Source organism: Sphingosinicella sp. CPCC 101087, assembly GCF_004151485.1.
Classification (GTDB): Bacteria; Pseudomonadota; Alphaproteobacteria; order Sphingomonadales; family Sphingomonadaceae; genus Allosphingosinicella.
This window is the reverse complement of the sequence record NZ_SBFF01000001.1, coordinates 362,898-381,002: the sequence shown is the minus strand read 5'-3', so window position 1 is coordinate 381,002 and position 18,105 is coordinate 362,898. Positions and strand designations below refer to the sequence as shown.

Here is an 18,105-nt window from a genome sequence, read left to right as displayed (position 1 = left end):
AATTAATCCAGGTTAGTCTTTGAGAAAGCTCAGGTTTCGAATATTCACAGCAGCTTCTTCATCAACCCTTCACAAACGGCGGATTTCCGGCTTGGTTCCGTATGCGGATCATTACGCAAGTGTATCTTTTCATTACGGAAGTGACATGAAAGGAGGGTGGATCCCGCCCGGGGAACTTCCCGATCACGCGATCAGGCGGCCCGGGCGAGCCGGCGCTCAAGTCGATGCGCATAGCCGGCAGCGCGGGCGTCGAGCCGGACCATTTCCCCCGGCCACGCTCCGGCGGATTCCGCCGCGAGCTTCACTTGGCCCATGCGGAAGGCGAGATAGGCCAAGGTAAGGAATTCGCACAGCTCCGGATCGACTTTCCGGCCGGCGGCGCGGCCGACTGCGGCGGCGAGGCGGGCGGCGGCGGGCGGGTCGAGGTCGAACTCGACCGCGGCGCCGGCCACGTCCCAGGCTATATCCTGGCAACCGATCAGATCGTGCCCCGCATGGTGGTCGACGGCGTCCGCCTTGAGCAAGGGCTTGCCGGGGAGATCGAGCCATTCGTGCCGATCGAGACGATTGTCGGTGGCGACCCGACGCACCCGAGCTTCCAGCGCACTCAGGCGCGCCTTCCACCGGTCCAGCGCGGAGGCGGCTTCGGCACCGAGCGCCAGGCGGCAATTGCGCGAGGCCAGTGCGAAAAGCTGGGCGAGATCGGCGCCGCTCCCTTCGGCGGCGGGCAGCAGACGGGCCCGCACGCCGAGATAGCGGGCGATCGCGGCCATCGGCTTCGCCCCGACGGCGAGCGGGCTGCGGTCGCTTTGCCACCGTTCGATGAGGAAACCGTGGATGAGGTCCCGCGGTTCAGGCACCAGGCCGGCAGCGTGGAGGGTGCGCGCGCAGGCTAGCCGCCTGCGACCTTCGACGCCCAGGCCGGCGAACTTGAGCAGCCAGGTCGAGCCGCCGACCGATGCGAGGAATTTGCGCCGCTCCTGCCCCGGTATCACCGCCGGCCAAGCCGATTCGTCGGGATAGACCCGCTTGCGCCAAGCGCCGGCCGAGATATCGATCAGCGGCCCTTCGATTGGACCTATCCGATCCTCCGCCCATGCAGCGAGCAGCCGCGGCAGGGCAGGCCCGAGGTCGGCAGCGACGCGCTGCGCGCCAGTCCAGACCTGGCGGTGCCGGGGCGTGGCTTGGGGCCCCGGGTCGCCGGCGTGGCTCGGCAGGAAGGCGATACGGTCCAGCGGCACGCGGCGCGCCCGCAGCCAGATGGCCACCGACGCGAAGGAGCTTCCGGAGCGGCCGGGGCCTTCGTCGACGATGACGAAGTGCGCGTTGCGCGGGGAAAGCAGGTCGGCGGCCAGATCGGCCGAAATCGCGAGCCGGCGGTCTGCCGGATCGCCGATCGGGCGGACGGTCGTCGGCGGCGGTGCTCCGAGGGCGGCGGCGGCGAGCGCCCCGAGGCTGGTCCCGATGCTCCTGATGCCGATCACCCGCGGTGGTCCGCTGAGGCGCAGGCGCCGCGCCGCGTCGATATAGGCCTCGGGATAGAGGCCGTAATAAGCAAAGCCCTCCGGCGTGCGCAGCTCGACCGTCTCCGGTAGCCCGAGCGGGGAGGGGACGTCCGGAAGCATGAGCGGCCCGCCGAATTCGCTGTCCCAGGAGCGGCAGACGGCCGCCGCCAAGGCCTGGAGCAGAGCGCTTATCTCGCGCGTGCCGGGTGTCCGGCGGTCGGCGCCGACCAGGCGGAAATCGGCATCCGCCACGCCCTGGAGAAGACGGCCCGCCTCGATCAGGGCGAACACGAGTTCGGAATGGCGGTTCAGCCCCGGCGGCTGCGTCGACAGAGCGGCGAGATCGCGGCCGAGCCGATCGAGGCAGGATCTGGGGTCCGCCAGCTCGCTTCGGTCGCCATAGACGAGCATCGATGCGACCCCGTCAGCCGCGGGGGAGATGACGATAGGCGATGGCGGCGAACGCGTCGAAGGCGGGAGGTGTGTGCCCGTGCCGTCTGAGCCAGCCAGCCCAGGCCTCATACTGGGCCGGGCTGGGCGAAACGGCTGGTCGGCGCTCCTTGGCCAGATGGAGCGCCTCGAGCGGTGCCCGGCCGCGGTCGACCAGCACGCACAAGGCCAGGAGCGGCGCCCGTCCTATCCCGTGCTCGCAGTGGATCAGCACACGCTCGCCGCGATCGAGGTAACGGGCGGCGAAGGCGACGCCTCGGTCGAGCATCGAATCCGCGACGGCGTGATGGTCAGGCGTCGGCAGATGGAGGAAACCCAGACCGTGCCGGCAGACCGCATCGGCGTCGTCGCACGCCTCTGCGCGCAGGTCGATGACGGCCCTTATCGCAAGTCCTTCCACCAGCCAGGCGGTGCGTTCGGCCGGGAAGCTGCCGCCCAAGGCCAGCTTGTCGGTCAGCCAATCGAGGTTGGCCCGCCAGGACCAGGGCGGGATGGCCGAATCTTTCTGCTGTGCCGAACTCATCAGACCGTGCTGAACCGTGCATCGGCAGCCTTGTTCCTGACGCGAGAGACGAACCGATCCTGAGCAGCGCCTTGAGAATGAAGTGCTTTCCCGCGCGTCTGTTGCGACCCTCCAGGCCCCGCCTGGAACCGAAGCTTTGTTCCAAGCATTGGGCGGCCATGCGGGATCGTTTCAGGTCGGTTCCGAGCGGACCATGAGCGCCAGGATATTGCTGATCCGACACGCGGCGCATGTGGAGCTTGGACAAAAGTTGAGCGGACGGAGACGAGATGTGGCCTTGAGCCGTGAAGGGCTGGAACAGGCGGCGATCGTTGCCGATCTCCTCGGCACGCAGCCGATCGCCGCCGTCTACGCCTCGCCGCGGGAGCGAGCCTGGTACACGGCGCGGGACATTGCCGAACCGCACGGGCTGGAGGTCCGCATCGACGACGGGCTGGAAGAAATCGATTTCGGCGATTGGGCCGGAAAGACCTTCGTCGAGCTGGAGGACGATCCGCGGTGGCACGAATGGAATGAATCGCGCGGCAGCGCGCGATGCCCCGGCGGCGAGTCGATGGGCGAGGCCGTCGGGCGCGCCGCCGCCGCCCTGGAAACGATCGCTGCGGAGCATGAGGGCGAGACAGTCGCCGCGGTCAGCCACTGCGACATCATCCGGGGTGCGGTGGCGCACTATCTGGGACTTCCACTCGACCATCTGCTGCGGTTCGACATCGACCCGGCCTCGGTGTCGCGCCTCGAACTGGGGAACCAGGGCGGCCGCATCGTGAGCCTCAACGAAAGGCTCTATCAATGAACCTGGCCCGGGCCCATTTGCATGGAGACCGCGACGAACTTCCGGCCGACGTGGAGGCACTTCGGCAGCGGATCGACGGTCTGGGACCCTGGTTCCACAACCTGAATATCGGCGGCGTTTGGACCGCGCCCAACCATTTCCTCGGCGACTATCCGGGCGAGAAGTTTCGCCGCTTCGCCGACCATCTGCCCGACGACCTGACCGGGAGGACGGTGCTCGACATCGGCTGCAATGCCGGCTTCTATTCACTGGAAATGAAGCGGCGCGGCGCCGCGCGCGTACTCGGGATCGATTCCGACGAGCGATACCTAGCCCAAGCCCGCTTCGCCGCCGAGACGCTCGGCCAGGACGGCATCGAGTTTCGCAGGCTTGACGTCTATGACGTGGGGGCGCTCGGCGAGCAGTTCGACGTCGTCATCTTCATGGGCGTCCTCTACCATCTTCGCCACCCGCTGCTCGCCCTCGACCTCATCCGCGAGCATGTCGCCGGCGACATGCTGATCTTCCAATCCATGCAGCGAGGATCGAAGCAGCTCCTCGACGTGGCGGAGGATTACGACTTCAACGAGACCGACCACTTCTTCGAGAGCGGCTATCCGAAGCTCCACTTCGTAGAGCACGAATATGCGGGCGACTGGACCAACTGGTGGGTTCCGAACCGCGCCTGCGCTGAGGCAATGCTGCGCGCTGCCGGCTTTTCGATCGAAAAGAGGGCCGAGGACGAAGTCTATATCTGCCGCCGTGCCGACCGGCCCTACGAGGGCCGTGCCGGTAGCGGCGCAGTCTATCCGGAACGCCATCGGAGGGAGGCCGAATGATCGAAGCCGCGATGATCTGGAACGAGCCCAACAACAAGTCGCATTGGGACCCGGAGCTCGATCCGGACTGGTCGATCTACGCCCGCACCGTCGTCGAGGCGGGCAAGGCGATCGCCGCGGCCAATCCTTCGGTCAAGCGCGTGCTCGGCGGCATCTCCCCGATCGATCCGCACTTCATCCGCCGGCTCGACGACTATGGGGCGCTCGACCATGTCGATGTCGTCGCGGTGCACGGCTTTCCGCTCGACTGGAACCTCTGGCCGATCAACGAGTGGCCCGACCGTATCGCCGAGATCGAGGCGGTCGCCCCTGACCACGAGATCTGGGCAACCGAGGTCGGGGTCGGCAGCTTCGGCGCGGAGGAGGTACAGCTCTTTGGTATCGAGCGAACCGCCGAGCTGCTGCTGGGGCGCGTGCCCCGCGTCTACTGGTACAGCTTGTTCGACCTGCCCCGCGAATGGGAGGCCACGACCCGGCACAAGGAAGCGGAAGGGTCGAGCTATTATCGCCATTTCTACATGGGCCTGATCCGCGAGGACGGCACGCCCAAGCCGGCGCTGGAGCGCTTCGCCCGTTACGCACCCGAGATGGGCATCATGCAATGGTTCCATTTCGAGGATCACCGGCTGGACGACGCCGTCGCCTGGATGAAACGGCTCGGTGTCACCCGGCTTCGCACCGGCCTGAGCTGGTGGGACAGCTACCGGCCGGGATGGGAGGATTGGTTCGACCGTCAGATGGACGCGCTCGCCGATTTCGACGTGACCGTCACCTTCTGCTTCACCCCCGATCACGAGGGTATCGCGCCGCATCATACCAGCCCGCCGCGCGATCCGATGGTGTTCGCTGATTTCTGCGCTCGGATGATCGAGCGCTACGCGCCTGCCGAGCTTAAGGCGAAGGTGGCATGAGCCTGCACGACCCCGCAGCGCGCGAGATCAGGCTGGCGATCGTCGGCGTCGGAAATTGCGCCAGCTCGCTGGTTCAGGGGATCGCCCATTACCAGAATGGCGGCGCCAACGAGCAGATCGGCCTATTGCACTGGGATTTGGGCGGCTATCGGCCGAAGGACATCAAGGTCGTCGCCGCTTGGGACGTCGATCGCCGCAAGGTCGGGCGCGACGTTGCAGAAGCGATTTTCGAACGCCCCAACTGCACCGCCACTTTCTGCGACCACGTCCCCCTTTCCGGCGCAAAGGTGCAGATGGGCCGGATTCTCGATGGCTGGTCCGAGCATATGGCGGACATGCCGCCCGACCGCACCTTCCTGCTCGGCGATGCGGCGGAGCCCGACAAGGACGAGGTAGTCGGCCTGCTCCGCGAAACGGGCGCCGACGTGATGGTGAACTATCTCCCCGTCGGATCGCAGCGCGCCACCGAATTTTACGCGGAGTGCGCGCTCGACGCCGGGGTCGCCTTCGTCAACAACATCCCGGTCTTCATCGCCAGCAATCCCGACTGGGCGAAGCGATTCGAGCAGGCCGGCGTCCCGCTGATCGGCGACGATATCAAGGCGCAGCTAGGCGCTACGATCGTCCACCGCGTGCTGACCGACCTGTTCCGCAAGCGCGGCGTGAAGCTCGACCGCACCTATCAGCTCAATACCGGCGGCAATACCGACTTCCTCAACATGCTGAATCGCGCACGGCTCGTGTCCAAGAAAATCTCGAAGACCGAGGCGGTCCAGTCGGTCGCGGAGCATCGGCTGGAGGACGAGAACATCCATATCGGCCCATCCGACTATGTCGCCTGGCAGAACGACAACAAGGTCTGCTTCCTCAGGATGGAAGGGCAGCTGTTCGGCGGCGTGCCGATGAACCTCGAGCTTCGCCTGTCGGTCGAGGACAGTCCCAATTCTGCCGGCGTCGCGATCGACCTGATACGCTGCGCCCGGCTCGCCCGCGACCGCGGCATCGGTGGCCCGATCCATCCGGCGGCGGCCGCCTTCTGCAAGCACCCGCCGCGGCAGATGACCGACGACCAGGCGTTCGAGGCGCTCGAGGCGTTCATCCGCGGGGCGTGAGGCGCATGGCCCGCGGCCGGAATGGCCTCAGCCCGGGAACAGCCAGTATATTCCGGCGCAGGCGAACAGGCCCACGACCAGGTTCATCGGCATGCCGATCTTGAGGAAATCGACGAACTTGTAGTCGGCGGCGGCATAGACGATCGTGTTGGTCTGATAGCCGACCGGGGTGGCGAAGCTCGCGGAAGCGGCGAACATCAGCGCCACCAGGAGCGGCCGCGCATCGATGCCGAGCTGCTCGGCGATTCCGATCACGACCGGCGTCATGACGACCGCCACAGCATTGTTGGTGACCAGCTCGGTGAGCAGCGAAGTCAGCAGGTAGACGGAAAGCAGCAACACGAAGAACGGCGCGTCCCGGATCCAGGGGATCGCATTGTCGACGATCAGGTCGACGCTTCCGGCATTCTGGAGCCCTGCGCCGATCGCCAGCATCGCGAATATCAGGACCAGTACGTTGCCGTCGATCGCGGCCCAGGCTTCTTCCGGATCGATGCAGCGGGTGGCGAGCACCACCGCTACGGCAATGATCGCCAGCAAGGCGATGGGGAGCACGCCCAGAGCGGCGAGCACGATCGCGCCGCCCAGCGCGGCGATCACGATCGGCGCCTTGTCGCGGCGGAACGGCCGCGCCTCGCTTTGGGACACGCCGAGCAAGTGGACATTGTCGCGCAGCGCCTGCAGCTCTTCGCGCCGCGCGGCGATCAGCAGCGTGTCGGCAGCGCGGATCCGGGCACCGCGCAAATCGGGTCCGGGCAGATGGCGCCCGCGCGAGATTGCCAGGATCCGAACCGGCAGGCGGGACAATAAGGGTATTTCGGCCAGTTGGCGGCCGATGCTGGGATGGCTCGGCGCGATGGTCGCGTCGAACAGCTCGGCGTCGGCCGGGCGTGCGTCTTCCGACAGATCGGCGCCACCGCGCAGCCCGCCGATGCCGACGATGAAATCCTCGCCGCCGGCGATGCCGATCAGCTCGTGGGGCGAACCGGAAACGATCAACCGGTCGCCGGGCTGGAGCTCGACCGTTTCGAGATCGCCGCGACGCAGAACATTGTCGCGCCTGAGGGCGATGATCCGCACGCGCGACGGCTTCAGCGCCCCGATCTCGCCGATCGCGCGTCCGACGACGCTCGCGTCCTGCGCGACGGTCAACTCCGAGAGGCAGTTCTGATTGGGGTTCTCGTCCGGCTCGGGACTGGGCCGGTCCGGCAGCAGCAAAGGACCGAGCAGCGCGAGCGCCAGGACGCCGCCCAGGGCGGTGATCAGCCCGACGCCGCTGATCTCGAAGATGCCGAACGCGGGCTCTCCCAGCTCCTGCGCGACGCCGTCGACGATCAGGTTGGTGCTGGTGCCGATCAGGGTCAGCGTCCCGCCCAGGATGGCAACGTAGGAGAGGGGAATGAGCAATCGGGTTGCCGCGCGGCCGACGCTCTGCGCCAGGCGCCGCACGACGGGCACCAGGATGATGACGACCGGCGTATTGTTGACGAACGCGGCCGCGCCGATGGTGCCGAAGAGGAGCTCGGCGATGGTCCGGCGCGGCCGGGCCTCCGCGCGCTTCGTGACCGCCGCGATGATCGCGTCGATCGCGCCGGTCCGAACGAGCGCGCCGGAGAGAATGAACAAGGCTCCGATCGCGATCGGAGCCGGATTGCCGAACACGTCGAGCATCTCGGCCGGCCCGGCAAATCCCAGGACAAGCACGGCCGCAACGCCGATGATCGCGATCACCACGGGGGCGAACCGTTCGAGCACGAAGCCGGCCAGCAGGAACAGCAACAGGAGGAGCCCGATCGAGGCGCTATGAAGCTCGATGAAGTTCGAAAGCGCCGTAACCACGCTCGCGCTTATCCCCGGCGGCTCGATCTTGTCCATATGGCGCGAACGCGGGCGGCCCGGGCCTCATGCCGGCCCGAGTTTCGCACCTGTGGGATACGGGTGCGGAACAAAGGCTGCGGCGAGGGCTTTTCCGCTCGTCTCCGCCCATTTGGCGGCCTGTAGGGTATCAGGAGAAGTTCCAATGATTCGCAAGCTGTTCGCGCTGGCCGGTATTTCGGCGGCTCTCGTACTGGCGGGTTGCAACACGGTCCGCGGAGTCGGCGAGGACGTCGAATCCGTGGCCAATGCCGGCGACGAGGTCATCTAGACCGAGGCATCGCCAAGACCGAAAGTGGAGGCCGCCAGAGGCGTGGCGGCCTTCAACCTCGCTCGCTGTCCATGTGGACGAGCTGCGCCTCGGGATAGCGCGCCCCGGCAGCGGCGTCCCTGGGCACCGCCGCCTCGATCGCGGCGAGATGCCCCCGGGAAAGCTGCAGGTCCAGCGCACCCAGCGCTTCCTCCAGGCGATCGCGCCGGCGCGCGCCGACCAGGGGCACGACATCCTCGCCGCGGCTCAGGACCCAAGCGATCGCGATCTGGGCGACGCTGACGCCCAGCGCCGCAGCTATCCCGCGCAGCGCCTCGACCAGATCGAGGTTGCGCTCGATATTCTCCGGCCGAAATCGCGGGCTCACCGACCTGTAATCCTGTCCGCCCGAACGTTCCTTCGACCAGTGTCCGCTTATCAGGCCGCGCGACAGCACGGCATAAGCGGTGATTCCGATGCCAAGTTCTCGGCACGTGGGCAGTATCTCGTCCTCGATGCTGCGCGAGATGAGCGAATATTCGATCTGCAGGTCGGCGATCGGATGCACGGCATGGGCCCGCCGGATCATTTCGGCGCCGACTTCCGACAGTCCGACCTGGCGGACATGGCCGGCCTGGATCAGGTCGGCAATTGCGCCGACCGTCTCCTCGATCGGCACGTTCGGGTCGAGCCGGGCCGGGCGGTAGATGTCGATATGATCGACCCCCAGGCGCTTCAGCGAATAAGCCGCGAAATTCTTCACTGCGGCCGGCCGGGCATCATAGCCGGCCCAGTTCAGCTCCGGGTCGCGAAGCGCTCCGAACTTCACGCTGAGCGTCATCCGGTCGCGGTCGAGCGTCCGGAGCGCCTCGCCGATCAGCATCTCGTTATGGCCCATTCCATAGAAGTCGCCGGTGTCGAGCAGGGTAATTCCCTGCTCCACGGCCATGGCGATCGTGGCCAGGCTCTCGCCGCGATCGGCGGGCCCATAGAAGTCCGACATGCCCATGCAGCCGAGACCTATTGCCGAGACGGTCGGGCCGGCCGTTCCGAGTTTGCGCTGCTTCATGCTTCTTCCTCCCGTTGATCAGCCTGCGGCGGTCGGCCGCACGACGATTTCGTTGACGTCCACATCGTCCGGCTGCTCGATCGCGAAGCGGATCGCCCGGGCGATGGCGTCCGGAGTCAGCGCCACCTGACGATATTCGTCGATCATCCGCGCCGTATCCCCATGGGTGATGGTGGAGGCGAGTTCGGATTCGACGACGCCGGGCGAGATCAACGTGGTGCGCAGGTCGCGATGTTCCAGACGAAGGCCTTCGGTAATCGCGCGCACCGCATATTTGGTCGCCGAGTAGACGGCGGCGGTCTGGATGACTCGATAGGCGGCGATCGAGGCGACGTTGATCACGTGGCCCGAACCCCGATCGACGAAGCCGGGGAGGGTGGCGGCGATTCCGTTCAGCACGCCGCGAATGTTGACGTCGATCATCCGGTCCCACTCGTCGGTCTTCAGCGCGGCGAGGGGCGACAAGGGCATCAGGCCGGCATTGTTGACGATGACGTCGACCGGCCCGAACTGCGCTCCGGCGGCCGCCGCGAAGGCCTGGAAATCGGGGAGATCGGTCACATCGAGACGGCGGAAGGCGGCATTGTCGCCAATCTCTCCAGCCAGGGCTTCGAGCCGATCGGTTCTCCGTGCGCCGAGCATCAGCTTCGCACCGGTCGCGCCGAGTTCGCGAGCCGTCGCTTCGCCGATGCCGCTCGATGCGCCGGTTATCAGGATCACCTTGTCCTTGATGTCGGTCATGGTCTTTCCTCTCTGGGGCAGGGCAGGGGTGTGCCCGGGGCGCAGTCTCTTTGGCTTGCGCGAGGCCCGGACCGGTAGACCGAGGCTCCGAGAAGATTGCACGATCCTCCACGCGGCGGTGTTTGGCGCTTGCCGCGGGCCGGCCGGCGGCCATAGGAGCGGCTCATGGACCAGCTCAGGGACATCGCCGGCATCATCGCCCGCCATGCGCCGGGCGAAGGCGTCTCCTCGACTCCGATTGCGCGGGTCGACCTTATACGATCGTCCAGGCCGACAAAGCCGATGCCCACGGTGTACCAGCCGAGCCTCTGCCTCATCGCTCAAGGGCGCAAGCAAGGGGTGCTGGGTGACCGCACATTCATCTACGAGCCTGCTCATTATCTCATCGTCGGGCTCGACCTGCCGGTCGTGGGCCACGTCATCGAGGCGAGCGAGGACAAGCCCTATCTGTGCGTCCGGCTGGGCTTCGATCCCCTGGCTCTCGGGCAGCTCGTGCTCGACACGCCGGCGCCCGACGCTCGAGGAGACTCGTCCCCCTCTGCGCTCGGCATGAGTTTGTGCGCGGCGGGGCCCGAACTGCTGGACGCGGCACTGCGGCTGCTGCGCCTGCTCGACGATCCGGCAGGCGCGCCGGTGCTCGCGCCGCTCGCGGAGCGCGAATTGCTCTACCGGCTTCTCACCGGGCCTCAGGGCGCGACGATGCGCCAGATCGCCACCGGGCGCAGCTATGCGGCGCGAATTGCCCGCGCCGTCGCCTGGATCAAGCGCCACTTCGACGCGCCGTTCAGCGTGGAACGGCTCGCCGGCGAAGTGGGCATGAGCCCGTCCTCGCTCCACGCCCATTTCAAGGCGGTGACGGCGATGAGCCCGCTCCAATACCAGAAGCAGCTGCGCCTGCAGGAGGCGCGCCGGCTGATGCTCGCCGAGTCGCTCGACGCCGCCACGGCCGGCTTCCGGGTCGGCTATGACAGCCCGTCCCAGTTCAGCCGGGAATATCGCCGCCTGTTCGGCGCCCCTCCGCGCAGCGACGTCAGCCGGCTGCGCGAAGCGCCGGAGCTGTTGACCGTTACCGCGTGACCAGGGCCGGGACGGCGTCCTGGAGGCTCAGGCCGTCGTCACCCCGTCCCACACGATCACCCGGTCGCCGATCTTCACCACGTCGAACAGCATCGCCGCAAATTCGCGCGGCAGGCCCACGCATCCTCGGGTCGCGAGATCGTCGCGCAACTCGGGCGACCCGTGCAGCGCCACACCGTCCCACGTGAGCCGCATCATGTGGGGCATCGGCGCGTCATAGAGGTTGGAGACATGATCCGCATCTTTCTCCAGAACCGGAAATTCGCCGATCGGCGTCGGTTTGTTGTCGGCGCCGTAGATCAGGCTCGAACGGCCGATCTCGACTCCCGCGCGGTAGACGGAAAGCACCCGCGCCCGCAGATTGACGACGACGACGGTCGGCCCGGACTGTGGAACGGCTTCCTCGGTCCAGACGAACTCGCCGGGGCGCAGCCAGTGCGGAATGTCGAGCTCGCGGGTGACGTTGACGGAGGAAAGGATCGCCGTCGCACTGCGCGGTTGCTCGGCGCCTGGCGCATGGTCATGTGCGTGCGACGGTCCGGGGCCGGGTTCGGCAACGCTCGAAGGCACGGGAGCGCCGATGCCGAGCGGGGTCGAGTCTTCGGACGCGGCCGGGAACGACGGCTCCGCCGAGCCACGGGCCGAGACAAGGGCCGGTGCGGTCTGAAGCAGGATCATCGCGCTCGCCGCGCAGATAATCAGCCGCGCCGCAACGAGGGGGCTCCGCCCGTCGAAAATATGCCGCATCGCACGCTCCTTGCCGAACAAACCGGCCGGCGGCGGCGCACCGCCCGAAGCCGGCTGGCCTCCTTTCGCGCCCGCGGGCGGGCGGAAGCAAGCGTCCAGAATCGGCTGTGCCGCAGGGGGACAGAGGGGGAGCGGAGGGTTGAGGGCTCCGGCTCGACGCGGAGCGATCGGCGGCCATATCGTCCCGGCGCCTTGACGCCGGTTTCCTGCAAACGGATCATGCCGGGAATGCACAATCCTGCGACACGCTCGACTCGCCGGCCGGCGGGGCGGCCCTGACTTGCCGATGACCCCAGCCTCGCCCAGACCTGCGGCACGGCAGCAGACCGATCGCCTGATCGTGATCACGGGCGGTCCCGGGTCAGGGAAGAGCAGCCTGATCGAGGCCTTGCGACGGCGGGGCCATCATTGCACCGATGAAGCGGGGCGGGCGATCATCAGGGATCAGGTCGCCAGCGGCGGGACCTTGCTGCCGTGGATGGACCCTGCCGGGTTCGCACAGGCGATGCTCCAACATGATCTCGCCGCCTACCGCTCGGCCGCGCAACGCTCCGGTCCCGTCTTCTTCGACCGGGGCATACCGGACGTCGCCGGCTATTTGCGGCTCACCGGACTCGAAGTGCCGGCGGCGGTCGAGGAGGCGAGCCGCGCCTGCCGCTACAATCGCCGCGTTTTCGTGGCGCCCTTCTGGCCCGAAATCTACGCGCGCGACAGCGAAAGGCGGCAGTCGGCCGACGAGGCGGAACGGACCTGCGCCGTCATGGTCGAGACCTATGGCGCGCTGGGCTACGACCTGGAGATCCTTCCCCGAGCCCCCGTCGAAGAGCGTGCCGACCTGGTGCTGAGCCGGCTTTCCGAGCCGACGGGACCTGGCTGAGCGCCGTCACGATCAGGGCACGGCCGGTGGCTGGAAGTCGGGGTGGCCGGCGGCCCAGAGAACGAAAGCGAAGATGTCGGCTTTTTCCTCATCCTCCTGCGAGCGGCTGAGACCGAGGCCGTGGCCGGCGGCCGTCTCGACCCGTAGCAGGACCGGGTTGGGCGAGGCGGCCTGCAGACGCGCGGCCATCTTGGCGGGCTGCCAGGGCATGACCAGCGTGTCGTTGAGGCCGGTCGTCAACAGCACGTGCGGGTAATCGAGACCGGGCCGGACGTGGTGATAGGCGTCCATCGCCAGCAGCCCCGGGAACTCGGCGGGATCGTGGCGGGAGCCATATTCAGGGACGTTGGCCGGGCCGCTCGGCATCGCCTCGCTGCGAAGCGGGTTGGATACGCCGACCCTGGAGATCACCGCGCCGAACAGGTCCGGCGCCTCGGTAAGGGCGCGACCGACGACGATCCCGCCGGCCGACTTGCCCTGGATCGCCAGAGCATGGCGGCTCGTCCAGCCGCGGTCGACCAGCCAGCGGCCGCAATCGATGAGATCGCGCCAGCTGTTGGGCTTGGTCGACTTGCGGCCGGCTTCGTGCCAGGCGTCGCCGCGGTCGCCGCCGCCGCGCACATGGGCGACGGCGAGCACACCTCCCGCCTCCAACCAGGCGATGTCCGCGGGCGTGTATCGGGGCTCCAGCGTCACCCCGTAGCTTCCGTAAGCCGTCATGATCAGGGGCGACGAGCCGTCGAGGGACGCGCTTCGGGGATGGATGATGGAAAGCGGCACCTTCACCCCGTCTCGGGCGGTGACTTCCGCGCGGCTGAAGGCGTAGCGCGCGAGGTCCGCCGGCGGCGCTTTGGAAATGTCGAGCGTCTCGACGCTCCCGTCCGCCCGCACCCGGCAGGCGGTCTGCGGCACCACCCAGCTTTGCAGGACCAGCCAGACTCCGTCCTCGGCGCGATTGGCGTTGAATCCCCATGGCGCGGCGCCCTCGAAGGGGAGGCGGACCTCGCGTATCGCACCATCCGCACCGACGGCGGAGATGCGGTGAACGCCGACGTCAGAGGCCATGAGGAACAGGCCGTCACGTGCGGCGGCCAGCCCGACCAGGGGCAGCGGACCTTCCGGGGCGACCTCCTCGGCCGAGGACAGTTCGGGGCTCGATACCGACGTCTTGAGCAGGCGCCCGCGCGGCGCGCCCTTGTGGCTCAGCAGATAGAGATCGTCTCCGTGAATCTCGATCGAGGCGACTTCATCGGCCTTGCCGCAGACCCTGCGCCAGACGGGACGGCCCTGCTGGGCCCCGACGGTGGAGGCGAGGTAATAAGTGGCGTTCTGATCGACTCCCGAGAAGAGCGCGCCGACCAGATGTTTTCCGCAGGCGCGCAGCATCGGGATCTCGAGATCGCCGACCGGAAGATCGGGCGAGAGCCCGCGGCCGAGCAGGGCCAGGTCGAGCGAGGGATCGTCTCCCAGCCGGTGGAAGCGGCCGACACTTCCCGCATAGGCCTCAGCGCCTCCCTCAGACGGGGACGCGAGGCGGTTGTAAAAGAAACCGCTGCTGTCCGGGGCCCAGGATGGCGAGGCGAAGTTCGTGCGGTCGATCCGATCCGGGAGAAGGTGTCCGGTCTCCACATCGACGACATGGAGGATCGTGTTTTCCGACCCGTCCAGCATCACGCCGCAAACCACGTATCGGCCGTTCGGCGACACCTTCCACAGATAGTCGAGCCCGGCCTGCCCTCCGGCCGGCGCCAGCCGGTTCGGATCGAGGAGCAGTCGATCGCGGCCCTCGCGGCCGTCGCGGACCATCAGGCACAAAGTCGACGATCCGGGCGGCCGGGCGAGAGTGAAGAAGCGCGTCCCGACGGACTGGAGCTGGTTGGCCATGGTCGACGCGGCGGTCAAATCGGAGATACGCTGGAGCAGGGCGGCACGTCCCGGGATCGAGTCGAGGACGGCCCGGGCATAAGCGCCCTGACCTTCGAGGAAAGGCCGCCAGTCCGGGTCCTCGCCATTCTCCATCCAGCGATAGGGGTCGGCGATCCGAACGCCGTGAAGGACTTCCGAAAAGTCGGTGACGCGCGCGACGGGAGGCGCCGGTCGCGTCCGTGCGAAGGCCGTGCCAGGCGCCAAGGCGGCAAAGGCCGCGGCCGATGCCAGCAGGGTCCGCCGGCTCATCATCAGCCGCATCCTGTGCCGCGGCTCTCGCTCGCCCGTCATCCGCGCCCCCTCCTGCTTCGGCCGCAACTCTTCCATGCCTTCTGCAGCCGGTAAAGCGGGGCCGTCGCGACGTTCAGGCGTCGAGGCTCGTCCCGCCCGACGGCCGGTGCGCCCGGCTTGAGCTGCCCTGGATCGGGGGCAGCAGGAAACGCAGCGGGATATGGACGCGGGCGCGCCACGCCTGCTCGTCGTGCGCGGCGCCCGGAAAGCTTCGGCTGATCCAGTCGCGATCCCGTGACCAGCCGGCCGCGGCGACCAGGCGGTCGATTCGCGCCTGATAGGGCGCGTAATGGCGGTCGAGCGTCTCGCTGCCATGGTCGAAATAGAGACGGTGCCGACCCGGGCGCGGCAGCGCAGGGCGCAGATAGGCTTCGAACGCGGTGGCGACCGCATCGACATCCGCGCCGCTCAGGCTTTCCCCGTCGGGCGGCAGCAGGAGCGGCCAGTGGGTCGAGAGTGCGCCGGCAGCGCCGAACACCTCCGGATACTCGGTGAGCGCATAGAGCGAAATCAGGCCGCCCATGCTGGAGCCCATGATCGCCGTGTTCGCCTGGTCGCGAGCGACGTTGTAGCTGCGGTCGATGAACGGCTTGAGCTCGCGCACGATGAAGCTGAGATAGGCCTCCGACAGCGCGTCGCCCCCGTAAAGGCCGCGCACCCGCTCCAGATAGGCGGATGGCAGCCGCTCGAGCGCCTTGGCCGGTACATATTCGCGAAGGCGCTGTGGCGTGTTCCAGATTCCGACGATGATGGTCGGACGTATCGCACCCTTCGCGATCAGGCGCGCCGCCGCCTCGTCGACCCTCCATTCCTGGCCGCCATAGCCGGTGCGGCCTTCGAACAGATTCTGGCCGTCATGCATGTAGAGCACCGCGTGGGGCTGGCCCTTCGGCTCGTAGCCCGGCGGCAGCCAGACGGTGACGTTGCGCGGCGCGACATGCATCGACGGGAAGTCGCGATATTGGTGCAGCCGACCCGTCGACTGCGCCGAGGCGGGGGCGATGTGCAGCAGCGCCGCCCCGAGCAGGAGGAGGAGCGCGGCCAGGCGGCTCACTGCGGGGATCATCGGCCGAGCGCCACGAGCCGTATCGCCTGGCCGCCGCCGGGCGCGAGGCGAAGGGTCAGCCTATCGGCGCTGGTCACGACCCTTTCCTCGATGACGATGTCGGCGGGATTGGCCCGATAGTCCGCGCTTGCGCCGTCGCGATAGATCTGGGCGCGATAGCGGCGTCCGGGCGTCAGGAAGGACAGCGGTGCCTCGAGCACCCGCCCTTCCTCGTCGGTGACCGCGCCGACATACCAGTCCTCTCCATCCCGGTCCTTGCGCGCGATCGTGACATAGTCGCCGACCTCGCCGTTCAGGACGAGGCTTTCCGACCAGTCGACCGGCACGTCGCGGATGAACTGGAAGGGCCGCGGATTGGCCTCGTAATGTTCGAGCAGGTCGGCGGCCATCTGCAGCGGCGAATAGATGACGACGTAGAGCGCGAGCTGCTTGGCCAGGGTGGTCTGGACCCCTTGGGGCGAGCGGGTGCGCATCGAGAAAATGCCGGGCGTGTAATCCATCGGACCGGCGAGCATCCGCGTGAAGACGAGGTTGGCCTCATGCTCGGGCGGGTTGGACGGGTTGCCCCACGCCGAATATTCCATGCCGCGGGCGCCTTCGCGCGCGATCATGTTGGGCCAGGTGCGCCTGAGACCGGTATCCTTTGTCGGCTCGTGGGCATTGACGGCGATGCGGCGGCGCGCCGCCGCCTCGATCACCCGGACATGATGGCGGTTCATCGCCTGGCCTTCGTGCCAGACATAGCGGATAAGTCCGTCGGGTCCGCGGACCTTCGCCTGCCCCGCATCGGCGACATAGCCGGTCTTGACCGCACGAATGCCGAGCCGCTCGTAGAGGTCGAAAGCGCCCTCCATCTGGTCCTCGTAATGGGCTGCGAAACCGGAGGTCTCGTGATGGCCGACGAGCTGGACCCCGCGAGCGCGCGCATAAGCGGCGAGGCCCTCCAGGTCGAAGTCCGGATAGGGCCGGGTGAAGCTGAAATCCTGTCCATTGCCGAACCAGTCTCCGTCCCAGCCGACGTTCCAGCCCTCCACGAGCACGCCGTCGAAGCCGTTCTCTGCCGCGAAGTCGATGTGACGGCGGACATTGGCGGTGGTCGCGCCGTGACGCGGCCCCGACGCCCAGGTCGAGCGATCGAGATGCATTTCCCACCACACGCCGACATATTTCATCGGCCGTACCCAGGAGACGTCGCCGAGCCGGTTCGGTTCGTTCAGGTTGAGGATGAGGTCGTTCATCACCAGCCCGCCGGCGCTGTCGGCAATCTGCATCGTCCGCCATGGCGTCGGGAAGGGGGCCGGGCGCCGGACCTTGGCACCGTCGGTGCCCGGCGTGAGCGCAGCGCGGAAGCGGCCCTGGCCCACGGAAGCCAGGTTCATGCCCGAATAGTCGACAAGCGCCGCCTCGTGGAAGGCGATGTGAAGCCCGTCGTCGGTGCGGACGGTCATCGGCGTCTGGGCGATCCCGACCTCCGCCACGGGCGTGCGGTTGTAGAGATATTCGGCGCGATTCCATTCGAAGGCAGGGATCCACCAGGCGGTGCCGGAGGGGGCGACGGCGAACTCGGTCAGCTCGTCCTGGATCGCGACGTCGGACAGGTTCGGCTGCTCCGGAAACTCATAACGGAAGCCGATCCCGTCGTCGAACAGGCGGAAGACCAGGTCCAGGCTTCGGCCGAGGCCGCTGCGCTCGGTCAGGCGCGCGCGCAGCTCGTTGTAATGATTTCGGACGAAGCGCCGCTCCCCCCAGGGCTGCTCCCAGGTCTCGTCGAAGCTGCGCGTCGATTGGTCGGCGAGACGAAAGCCTCGCTCGAGTTTCGGCGCGTCGACCAGCAGGAAGCCGAGCCGCGAGGGGGCGATCACCTCGCGGCCGAAGCGGCGGACGGAATAGCTTGGCCGCCCGTCGGGATCGATCTCGAGCTCGACGCTCAGCACGCCGCCGGGGGAACCGATCCGCGCCACCGTCTCGGCCGCGGCCGAGACGGCGAAGTGCAGCAAGGCGAGAAAGAGAAGAAGACGACCGATCATGGCTGGCCTCCGTCGCGCTTGCAAAGACACGCGCGCTGCCCAAGATG

At 67.6% G+C, this 18,105-nt stretch carries 16 protein-coding genes; 7 read left to right on the top strand and 9 right to left on the bottom strand.

Features of this window, described 5'->3' with window-relative positions; all coding sequences use genetic code 11:
* Positions 1–191: 191 nt before the first annotated feature.
* Together EKM57_RS01800 and EKM57_RS01795 are read right to left on the bottom strand one after the other, a co-directional pair.
* Positions 192–1,916, bottom strand: coding sequence for a hypothetical protein (locus tag EKM57_RS01800; protein WP_129790736.1), 1,725 nt, complete (start codon positions 1,914–1,916; stop codon positions 192–194).
* A 13-nt stretch (positions 1,917–1,929) separates the two neighbouring features.
* Positions 1,930–2,478, bottom strand: coding sequence for a dual specificity protein phosphatase family protein (locus EKM57_RS01795; protein ID WP_129790735.1), 549 nt, complete (start codon positions 2,476–2,478; stop codon positions 1,930–1,932).
* Between the two features lie 193 nt (positions 2,479–2,671).
* Here EKM57_RS01795 and EKM57_RS01790 point away from each other — a divergent pair, with 193 nt between their 5' ends.
* From EKM57_RS01790 to EKM57_RS01775, 4 genes are read left to right on the top strand one after another with little or no spacing between them, the layout of a single operon-like run.
* Positions 2,672–3,271 (top strand): histidine phosphatase family protein, encoded by a 600-nt coding sequence (locus EKM57_RS01790; RefSeq protein ID WP_129790734.1) that lies wholly within the window; start codon positions 2,672–2,674, stop codon positions 3,269–3,271.
* A complete protein-coding gene (locus tag EKM57_RS01785; protein ID WP_129790733.1) occupies positions 3,268–4,089 on the top strand; it encodes a TIGR04290 family methyltransferase in 822 nt (273 codons plus the stop codon). Before EKM57_RS01790 ends, EKM57_RS01785 begins: the two co-directional genes overlap by 4 nt.
* Positions 4,086–5,000, top strand: a complete 915-nt coding sequence (locus EKM57_RS01780) for a beta-xylosidase (protein WP_129790732.1) — start codon at positions 4,086–4,088, stop codon at positions 4,998–5,000. The genes EKM57_RS01785 and EKM57_RS01780 overlap by 4 nt, the downstream gene beginning before the upstream one ends.
* Positions 4,997–6,112, top strand: a complete 1,116-nt coding sequence (locus EKM57_RS01775; protein ID WP_129790731.1) for an inositol-3-phosphate synthase — start codon at positions 4,997–4,999, stop codon at positions 6,110–6,112. The genes EKM57_RS01780 and EKM57_RS01775 overlap by 4 nt, the downstream gene beginning before the upstream one ends.
* Positions 6,113–6,139: 27 nt before the next feature.
* Here EKM57_RS01775 and EKM57_RS01770 read toward each other — a convergent pair whose 3' ends face one another.
* Positions 6,140–7,987, bottom strand: coding sequence for an SLC13 family permease (locus tag EKM57_RS01770; protein ID WP_129790730.1), 1,848 nt, complete (start codon positions 7,985–7,987; stop codon positions 6,140–6,142).
* 145 nt (positions 7,988–8,132) lie between these two features.
* Between EKM57_RS01770 and EKM57_RS01765 the strand changes: the two genes are divergently transcribed.
* Entirely contained in the window at positions 8,133–8,258 is a 126-nt protein-coding gene (locus tag EKM57_RS01765) for an entericidin A/B family lipoprotein (protein WP_129790729.1), read from the top strand.
* A gap of 52 nt (positions 8,259–8,310) precedes the next feature.
* Here EKM57_RS01765 and EKM57_RS01760 read toward each other — a convergent pair whose 3' ends face one another.
* Positions 8,311–9,306, bottom strand: coding sequence for an aldo/keto reductase (locus EKM57_RS01760; protein ID WP_129790728.1), 996 nt, complete (start codon positions 9,304–9,306; stop codon positions 8,311–8,313).
* Between the two features lie 18 nt (positions 9,307–9,324).
* Complete coding sequence (locus EKM57_RS01755) at positions 9,325–10,047, bottom strand: SDR family oxidoreductase (RefSeq protein WP_129790727.1); 723 nt, start codon at positions 10,045–10,047, stop codon at positions 9,325–9,327.
* A 165-nt stretch (positions 10,048–10,212) separates the two neighbouring features.
* On the opposite strand from EKM57_RS01755, the gene EKM57_RS01750 reads away from it, so the two are divergent.
* Positions 10,213–11,124, top strand: coding sequence for an AraC family transcriptional regulator (locus EKM57_RS01750; protein WP_129790726.1), 912 nt, complete (start codon positions 10,213–10,215; stop codon positions 11,122–11,124).
* 27 nt (positions 11,125–11,151) lie between these two features.
* Here EKM57_RS01750 and EKM57_RS01745 read toward each other — a convergent pair whose 3' ends face one another.
* Positions 11,152–11,871, bottom strand: coding sequence for a L,D-transpeptidase family protein (locus tag EKM57_RS01745; RefSeq protein ID WP_243450845.1), 720 nt, complete (start codon positions 11,869–11,871; stop codon positions 11,152–11,154).
* 286 nt (positions 11,872–12,157) lie between these two features.
* Here EKM57_RS01745 and EKM57_RS01740 point away from each other — a divergent pair, with 286 nt between their 5' ends.
* Complete coding sequence (locus EKM57_RS01740) at positions 12,158–12,748, top strand: AAA family ATPase (protein WP_129790725.1); 591 nt, start codon at positions 12,158–12,160, stop codon at positions 12,746–12,748.
* Positions 12,749–12,760: 12 nt separating this feature from the next.
* Here EKM57_RS01740 and EKM57_RS01735 read toward each other — a convergent pair whose 3' ends face one another.
* The 3 genes from EKM57_RS01735 to EKM57_RS01725 all read right to left on the bottom strand — a co-directional run bounded on the left by EKM57_RS01735 (position 12,761) and on the right by EKM57_RS01725 (position 18,058).
* Positions 12,761–14,965 (bottom strand): prolyl oligopeptidase family serine peptidase, encoded by a 2,205-nt coding sequence (locus EKM57_RS01735; RefSeq protein WP_165357143.1) that lies wholly within the window; start codon positions 14,963–14,965, stop codon positions 12,761–12,763.
* A 73-nt stretch (positions 14,966–15,038) separates the two neighbouring features.
* Positions 15,039–16,031: an alpha/beta hydrolase gene (locus tag EKM57_RS01730; RefSeq protein WP_129790723.1), complete on the bottom strand. Its 993-nt coding sequence runs from the start codon at positions 16,029–16,031 to the stop codon at positions 15,039–15,041.
* Positions 16,028–18,058 (bottom strand): glycoside hydrolase family 97 protein, encoded by a 2,031-nt coding sequence (locus tag EKM57_RS01725; RefSeq protein ID WP_129790722.1) that lies wholly within the window; start codon positions 18,056–18,058, stop codon positions 16,028–16,030. The genes EKM57_RS01730 and EKM57_RS01725 overlap by 4 nt, the downstream gene beginning before the upstream one ends.
* Positions 18,059–18,105 lie beyond the last annotated feature (47 nt).